Raw genomic sequence first — 9858 nt, 5'->3', positions numbered from 1 at the left:
TCCTCTTATCTTAACTTGATTGTCTACTCTTCCTAGAAATTCTATATTTCCATCTGGTAACCATCTAGCTAAATCTCCTGTTTTATACATCTTTGTTCCTGGTTCAAAAGGATTATCCACAAACTTTTCTGCTGTTAGTTCTTGTCTATTCACATATCCTCTTGCTAATCCATGTCCACCAATATATAACTCTCCTGCTACCCCTATCGGAGCAACATCATTATTGTTTAAAATATATAATCCCGTGTTATCTATAGGTTTTCCTATTGGTATTATCTTTTTACTATCATTGCAACAATCAAAGTAAGATACATCTATAGTTGCTTCCGTTGGACCGTATAAATTTATAAGTTTTTTATCATTCTGAAATTCTTTGTAGAACTTTGATACTTGCTTAAAATTCAATGCTTCTCCACTTGAGAATACTTGTCTTAAGCTTGACAAATTTATATTGTTTTTATTTTCTCCTACACAATATAAGAATACATCTAACATAGAAGGTACAAAGTGCATTGTTGTTACTTCATACTTATCTATTGTTTCTATTATTTTCATTGGATCTTTTTCAGCATTAGGAGTAAGCATACATACTTTTGCTCCTACTAATGACCACCATAAAATCTCCCACACAGAAACGTCAAAAGTATAAGTTGTTTTTTGTAAGATAGTATCTTTTTCAGTTATCGGATATTTCTTTTGCATCCAATTTAACCTGTTAACTAATGACCTATGTTCAATCATGGCTCCCTTTGGGTTTCCTGTTGTTCCTGAAGTATAAATAATATAAGCTAAGTTACTAGAATCATTTATCTTTTCTAAATTGACTGAATTTTCATTAACCAAATTTTCATCACATAAATCAATAACTTCGCCACTAAACTTTATAGTTTCTACTAATTCATTACTACTTAATAGAACTTTACTTCCACTATCCTTTAGCATATATTCTATTCTTTCTTTAGGATAGTTTGGGTCTATTGGTAAGTAGGCTCCTCCGGATTTTAAGATTCCTATTATTCCTACTATCATCTCTAGAGATCTTTCAACCATTATTCCTACTATAGAATCTGCCTTAACACCTTTATTTCTTAATACTCTAGCAAGACTATTTGCTCTCTTATTTAATTCTTTATAGGTTAGCTTTTTATGTTCAAATACCACTGCTATATTATCAGGTGTTTTCTGTACTTGTTCTTCAAATAACTCATGAATTGTTTTATCTATTGGATAATAAGCCTTTGTATCGTTGAATTCATATAATATCTTATTTAGTTTTTTTTCAGACAATATTTTTATATCTTTAACCTTCTTATTACAATTATTTACCACATCTCTTAAAGCGGTTGAATAACTTTCGTATATAGCTTTAACAGTACTTTCTGTAATTTTATTAGAATTATATATAATATGAATCCCTATTGAATTATCTTTCATAAGGTCAAGTAAAAATGATAACTCATTTTTACTTGATTGACATATATAATTAATATCTTTATCTTCATGTAATTCTTTCATACATACATTTATTTGTGTTAAATCAAATACATCATTAGGTAACCCGTTTTGTAATAATATTTTTGAAGTTAAATAAGCCTGATTTTTATAGTTACCTAGTACTTTGGTTTTAATAGAATCCATGTACTCTAAGTAAGTCTTCTCATAGTCTATATAAGATACTAATGGCAACAACTTATTTATATGTGCATTTCCTCTATTGTGTTGAATACTATAGCAAGGTATACCAATTACAATGTCATTCTTACCCATATATTTAGATAAAGTAATTTTTAGTGTTGATACTAAAAATGTATATATCAAAAGATTATTATTTTTGCATATATTACTCAACTTATTTCCATGTTCTTTATCAAATATTTCTTTATATATACTTTTTTTATATGGGTATTCATCACAATAATCCCATATAAACTTTTCACTATCAGATAAATTTTTGAGTTGTTCATTCCAATAACTTAACTCTTTCTTCTCTTTATCCATAAAGCTAATTCATCTCCCTTAAGCATGCTTATATATTAAATTGCTCTTCTAATATATCTAAATCTGAGTTATAATCAAAACCTCTCTCTGAACACTTTAAAATTATATTATCTATACTCATCTCTTTATTCGTTACTATTATTTCGAGTATGTTAATATAATCTTCCATCTTAATTTCTATAGTGTTTCTATTATAAAGATTAGTGCAATATGTTAATTCTAACTGAATTGTTTCTAACCTTTCTTGTACTGTCAATTCCAAATCTGCCTTAGATGTTTTTACCTTCATATCATAAGATTTAATTAAAAGACATTCTATAATTTTTTTATCCTTATTAAATAAATTAATAGAATTGAACATAACATCAAACAATGGATTTCTACTTGTATCTCTTCTTACATCTAGCTTTTCTACTAAAGTTTCAAGCTGATAGCTTTGGTTTTCATACGCCTTTAGAGTATTTTCTTTTACTTCTTTTAAGAAATCTATATATTTCTTGTTTCCTTCAGGCTTATTTCTTAAAGCTAAAGTGTTTACAAACATACCCATTATATTTTGAAGATCTGCATGTGGTCTTCCGGCTATTGGTGTTCCTATTACTAGATCTTCTTGTCCACTATATTTTGATAGCAGTATATTAAAGGCTGATAGCAGAACCATGTGTAATGTTGTTCCTGTTTCTTTTGTAAGTTTTCTTAAGTTTTCTGTTATTTTGCCATCTACTTGAAAACTTACACTGTCTCCTTCAAAGCTTTGCATAGCTGGTCTTTCATAATCAGTAGGCATATTTAATACTGGTATTTCATCACTGAATCTATTTATCCAGTATTTCTCTTGTTTCTTCATTTTCTCTGATTTTAAAAAGTTATTTTGCCATGCTGCGAAATCTTTATATTGAAGCTTTAATGGTTCTAATATCTTTCCACTATAAATCTCACTGAACTCATTTATTAATATTTCCATAGATAAACCATCAGATATTATATGGTGCATATCTATTAATAAATGAGTTTTCTCCTTGTTTTCTACAAGTTCTACTCTAAGTAGTGGAGCTTTTTCTAAATTAAAAGGTCTTACAAAACTATTTATTATGTCTTCTATATTCCTATTTTCATTTTTATATTTTAGTTCGAATACATAATCATTCTGCAACCTTTGTATTATTTCACCATCTAAAGTTTTAAAATAAGTTCTTAATGCTTCATGTCTTTGTATTAGCTTTCTAAAAGTTTCTTCTATCTTATTTTTATCAACTTTTCCTTCTAACTCAAAAACTGCTGACATATTGTAAGCTATACTATCCTTATCAAATTTCTGAAGCATATACATTCTTTTTTGAGCTGAAGATGCCTCGTAGTATTCTTTTTCTTCTACTTTTTCTATCTTTGAATAAAGGTTTTCTTCTGCACTTTCAATGTACTTACTTATCCCTTTTATTGTTGGTGACTTAAATAACTCTTTTAATGGAACTTCTTTGTTTAACTCCTTATGAATCTTAGCCATAAGCATTGTTGCTTTTAGGGAGTGTCCACCTAAATCAAAGAAGTTATCATTTATACCAACCCCTTCAACAGCTAATATCTCAGTCCATATTTTCACCAAAGCCTTTTCCACTTCGTTTCTTGGAGCTTCATATTCAGTTAAAGCTGCATCTAGGTTTGGTTCTGGAAGTGCTCTTCTATCAAGCTTTCCGTTGGTTGTAAGCGGCATTTTTTCTAATTCTACAAAGTAAGCTGGAACCATATATTCTGGCAATGTTTCTTTTAAGTAACCTTTTAAATCTAACTCTTTAAGTCTTTTATCACTTACAATATAAGCACATATATATTTTTCACTGTCTTTGTTTTCCTTAACTAAAACTGCTGCCTCTTTAATATTTTCATGTTGTAATAGTCTACTTTCTATCTCACCAAGTTCTATTCTAAATCCTCTTACCTTAACTTGATTATCTATTCTTCCTAAGAATTCTATATTTCCATCTGGTAACCATCTAGCCAAATCTCCTGTTTTATATATCTTTGTTCCTGGGTCAAATGGATTATCTACAAACTTTTCTGCTGTTAACTCTTGTCTATTTACATATCCTCTTGCTAATCCATGTCCACCAATATATAACTCTCCTGCCACCCCTATTGGAGCAACATCATTATTGTTTAAAATATATAATCCCGTGTTATCTATAGGTTTTCCTATTGGTATTGCTTTTTTACCATCATTAACGCAATCAAAGTAAGATACATCTATAGTTGCTTCCGTTGGACCGTATAAATTTATAAGCTTTTTGCCAACTTCAAACTCTTTGTAGAACTTTGATACTTGCTTAAAATTCAATGCTTCTCCACTTGAAAATACTTGTCTTAAGCTTGATAAATTTATATTGTTGTTATTTTCTCCTACACAATATAAGAATACATCTAACATAGAAGGTACAAAATGCATTGTTGTTACTTCATACTTATCTATTGTTTCTATGATTTTCATTGGATCTTTTTCAGCATTAGGAGTAAGCATACATACTTTTGCTCCTACTAATGACCACCATAAAATCTCCCACACAGAAACGTCAAAAGTATAAGTCGTTTTTTGTAGGATTGTATCTTTTTCAGTTATTGGATATTTCTTTTGCATCCAATTTAACCTGTTAACTAATGACTTATGTTCAATCATGGCTCCCTTTGGGTTTCCTGTTGTTCCTGAAGTATAAATAATATAGGCTAAGTTGCTAGAATCATTTATCTTTTCTAAATTGACTGAATGTTCATTAGGCAAATTTTCATCATATAAATCAATAACTTCGCCACCAAACTCTATAGGTTCTACTAAACCACTTTTACTTAATAGAACTTTACTTCCACTATCCTTTAGCATATATTCTATTCTTTCTTTAGGATAGTTTGGATCTATTGGTAAGTAGGCTCCTCCGGATTTTAAGATTCCTATTATTCCTACTATCATCTCTAGGGATCTTTCCACCATTATTCCTACTATAGAATCTGCCTTAACACCTTTATTTCTTAATACTCTAGCAAGACTATTTGCTCTCTCATTTAACTCTTTATAGGTTAGCTTTTTATCTTCAAATACTACTGCTATGTTATCAGGTGTTTTATCTACTTGTTCTTCAAATAACTCATGAATTGTTTTATCCTTTGGATAATCAGCCTTTGTATCATTAAACTCATATAGAATTTGATTTTTGTCTGCTTCTGATAGTAAATCAATCTCACTTAATTTTATTTGTACATTATTTACTATGCTATCTAAGACTCTTATATAGTGACTGCTTAGTCTTTCTATTGTTTCTTTCTTAAATAGCTTTGAGCAATAATCCATAGTAAAACTTAATTTTTCATCTATTTCTAAAGTATTTAATGTTAAGTCAAATTTAGCTACTTTATTTTTATTGCTATATTGCTTCAATATAATATCATTTAACTTAATATCTTCACTGGTTACTGTATCAACCATATTAAACATAACGTCAAACAATGGATTTCTACTTGTATCCCTTCTTACATCTAACTTTTCTACTAAAGTTTCAAGCTGATAGCTTTGATTTTCATATGCCTTTAGAGAATTTTCTTTTACTTCTTTTAAGAAATCTATATATTTCTTGTTTCCTTCAGGCTTATTTCTTAAAGCTAAAGTGTTTACGAATACACCCATTATATTTTGAAGGTCTGCATGTGGTCTTCCGGCTACTGGAGTTCCTATTACTATATCTTCTTGTCCACTATATTTTGATAGCAGTATATTAAAGGTTGATAGCAAAGCCATATGCATTGTAGTTCCTGTTTCTTTTATAAGGTTTCTTAGTTTTAAGGTTGTATTTTCATCAACTTCAAAACTTACACTTTCTCCTTCAAAGCTTTGCATAGCTGGTCTTTCATAATCAGTAGGCATATTTAGTATTGGTATTTGATCACTGAATCTATTAATCCAGTATTCCTCTTGCTTTTTCATCTCCTCTGATTTTAAGAAGCTATTTTGCCATGCTGCGAAATCTTTATATTGAAGTTTTAATGGTTCTAATATCTTTCCACTATAATTCTCACTAAACTCGTTTATTAATATACTCATAGATAAACCATCAGATATTATGTGATGCATATCTACCAACAAGTAAGTTTTCTCCTTGTTTTCTACAAGTTCTACTCTAAGTAGTGGAGCTTTTTCTAAATCAAACACTCTTACAAAACTCTTTATTGTGTCTTCTATACTTTCATTTTGTTTTTTAACTAATTCAAACTCATAGTTGCTTTGTATTTTTTGTACTATTTCTCCATCTAAAGTTTCAAAATAAGTTCTTAATGCTTCATGTCTTTCTGTTAGCTTTCTAAAAGTTTCTTCTATCTTATTTTTATCAACTTTTCCTTCTAACTCAAATACAGCTGGCATATTGTAAGCTATACTATCCTTATCAAATTGCTGAAGCATGTACATTCTTTTTTGAGCTGAAGATGCCTCGTAGTATTCTTTTTCTTCTACTTTTTCTATCTTTGAATAAAGATTTTCTTCTGCACTTTCAAGGTACTTACTTATCCCTTTTATTGTTGGTGACTTAAATAACTCTTTTAATGGAACCTCTTTGCTTAGCTCTTTATGAATCTTAGCTATAAGCATTGTTGCTTTTAGGGAGTGTCCCCCAAGATCAAAGAAGTTATCGTTTATACCAACCCTTTCAATAGCTAATATCTCAGTCCATATTTTCGCCAAAGCCTTTTCCACTTCGTTTCTTGGAGTTTCATATTCAGTTAAAGATGCATCTAGGTTTGGTTCTGGAAGTGCTCTTCTATCAAGCTTTCCATTGGTTGTAAGCGGCATTTTTTCTAATTTCACAAAGTAAGCTGGAACCATATATTCTGGCAATGTTTCCCTTAAGTGACCTTTTAAATTTAATTGTTGAATGGTTTTATCACTTACCACATATGCACATATATATTTTTCACTATCTTTGTTTTCCTTAACTAAAACTGCTGCCTCCTTAATATTTTCATGTTGTAATAGTCTATTTTCAATCTCACCAAGTTCTATTCTAAATCCTCTTATCTTAACTTGATTATCTATTCTTCCTAAGAATTCTATATTCCCATCTGGTAACCATCTAGCTAAATCTCCTGTTTTATACATTTTTGTTCCTGGTTCAAATGGGTTATCCACAAACTTTTCAGCTGTTAATTCTGGTTTATTTAAATAACCTCTTGCTAATCCCTCTCCACTTATATAAATTTCTCCTGATACACCTATAGGTAAAAGCTTAATATTTGAATCTACTATATATATTTGAGTATTATTTATCGGCTTTCCTATTAGTACCGAGTTTCTATAATTATTTTTGCAGTTATATTTGTGGACAATGCACCCTACTGTAGCTTCGGTTGGTCCATATTCGTTTATTATGTCTACTTTATTATCAAATAACTCACTAACAGATTTAGATAACTTCTCTGCTAAATCTTCTCCACCCACAATTAATCTATTAATTGATCTATTTACATCCTTCATTTCTATTAGTAAACTTAAATGTGCTGGCGTTACCTTAATGACAGATTGTCTTTCTCCACCAAAAACCTTCTTTGTAAGCTTATCTATCTCTAAGTTTTCATATATAATAATAGATCCTCCACTTATTAATGGTGTAAAAATAGATGTTACAGTTAAATCAAAGGATATAGAAGTATATAAAGGCATATGCATATTTTCTTCTATGAAATAATTAACCTTTGCATACTCTATATAATTATTTAATGTTCTATGTTCTATCATTACACCTTTTGGATTACCAGTTGTTCCTGAAGTATAAATCACATATGCTAAATTACTACATTCATTTATCTTTTCTAAATTACTAGAACTTTTATTAAATAAAGTTTCATCATACAAGTTTATACTCTCTCCATCAAACTCTAAAGTTTCTACCAAAGTACTTTCACTCAATAGTATCTTACTTTCACTATCCTTTAGCATATATTCTATTCTTTCTTTTGGATAGTTTGGATCAATTGGTAAGTAAGCTCCACCTGCTTTTAAAATACCCATTATTCCTACTATCATTTCTAAAGATCTTTCTACCATTATTCCTACTATAGAATCTGCTTTTACACCTTTCATTCTTAATAGTCTTGCAAGACTATTTGCTCTTTCATTTAACTCTCTATAAGTTAACCTATTTTCCTCAAATACTAATGCAATGTTGTCTGGTGTTTTCTGTACTTGTTCTTCAAATAATTCATGGATTGTTTTATCCTTTGGATAATCTGCCTTTGTGTCATTGAACTCATATAGTATTTTATTTCTCTCTGCTTCTGATAGTAAATCAACTTCGCATAATTTTATTTCTTTATTACCTACTATGTCATCTAAAATTTTTACATAGTGACTACTTATTCTTTCTATTGTTTCTTTCTTAAATAACTTTGAGCAATACTCTATAGTGAAGCTTAACTTTTCATCTATTTCTAAAGCGTTTAATGTTAAATCAAATTTAGATACTTTATTTTTATTATTATATTGCTTCAATATAATATCATTTAATTTAATATCTTCACTGGTTACTGTATCAACCATATTAAACATAACATCAAATAATGGATTTCTACTTGTATCTCTTCTTACATCTAACTTTCCTACTAACGCCTCAAGCTGATAGCTTTGGTTTTCATATGCCTTTAGAGAGTTTTCTTTTACTTCTTTTAAGAAATCTATATATTTCTTGTTTCCTTCAGGCTTGTTTCTTAAAGCTAAAGTGTTTACGAACATACCCATTATATTTTGAAGATCTGCATGTGGTCTTCCTGCTATTGGAGTTCCTATTACTATATCCTCTTGTCCACTATATTTTGATAGCAGTATATTAAAGGCTGATAGCAAGGCCATATGCATTGTAGTTCCTGTTTCTTTTGTAAGGTTTCTTAGTTTTAAGGTTGTATCTTCATCAACTTCAAAACTTACACTGTCTCCTTCAAAGCTTTGCATAGCTGGTCTTTCATAATCAGTAGGCATATTTAATACTGGTATTTCATCACTAAATCTATTAACCCAATATTCCTCTTGTTTCTTCATTTCCTCTGACTTTAAGAAGTTATTTTGCCATGCTGCAAAATCTTTATATTGAAGCTTTAGTGGTTCTAAGGTCTTTCCACTATAAATCTCACTGAACTCATTTATTAATATTTCCATAGATAAGCCATCTGATATTATGTGATGCATATCTATCAATAAGTAAGTTTTTTCTTTGTTTTCTATAAGTTCTAATCTAAGTAGTGGAGCCTTTTCTAAATTAAAAGGTTTTACAAAACTCTTTATTATGTCTTCTATATTTTCATTTTGTTTTTTAACTAATTCAAACTCATAGTTACTTTGTATTTTTTGTACTATTTCTCCATCTAAAGTTTCAAAATAAGTTCTTAATGCTTCATGTCTTTGTGTTAGCTTTCTAAAAGTTTCTTCTATCTTATTTTTATCAACTTTTCCTTCTAACTCAAAAACTGCTGGCATGTTATAAGCTGTGATATCCTTATCAAATTGCTGAAGCATATACATTCTCTTTTGAGCTGAGGATGCCTCATAGTATTCTTTTTCTTCTACTTTTTCTATCTTTGAATAAAGGTTTTCTTCTGCACTTTCAATATACTTACCTAACTCTTTTATTGTTGGTGATTTAAATAACTCTTTTAGTGGAATTTCCTTATTTAATTCCTTATGAATCTTAGATATAATCATTGTTGCTTTTAAAGAGTGTCCACCTAAATCAAAGAAGTTATCATTTATGCCTACTTTTTCAATCCCTAATATCTCAGTCCATATTTTCGCCAAAGTTTCTTGAACTTCATTTCCTGGAGCTTCATATTCAGTTAAAG

At 29.4% G+C, this 9858-nt stretch carries 2 protein-coding genes; both read right to left on the bottom strand.

The genetic code is table 11. From position 1 onward, the window contains the following. Window positions 1-1998, bottom strand: a 1998-nt coding sequence (locus B3040_RS05950) for a non-ribosomal peptide synthetase (RefSeq protein WP_291571170.1), incomplete at its 3' end; no start/stop codon positions are given. A gap of 28 nt (window positions 1999-2026) precedes the next feature. Beyond that, a complete protein-coding gene (locus tag B3040_RS05945; protein ID WP_291571169.1) occupies window positions 2027-9814 on the bottom strand; it encodes a non-ribosomal peptide synthetase in 7788 nt (2595 codons plus the stop codon). Window positions 9815-9858: the final 44 nt, after the last annotated feature.

This window comes from Clostridium sp. UBA4548 (assembly GCF_002387895.1).
In the GTDB taxonomy this organism is placed as follows: domain Bacteria; phylum Bacillota; class Clostridia; order Clostridiales; family Clostridiaceae; genus Clostridium_J.
The sequence above is the reverse complement of the archived record's forward strand: the minus strand, read 5'-3'. Positions and strand labels throughout refer to the sequence as shown.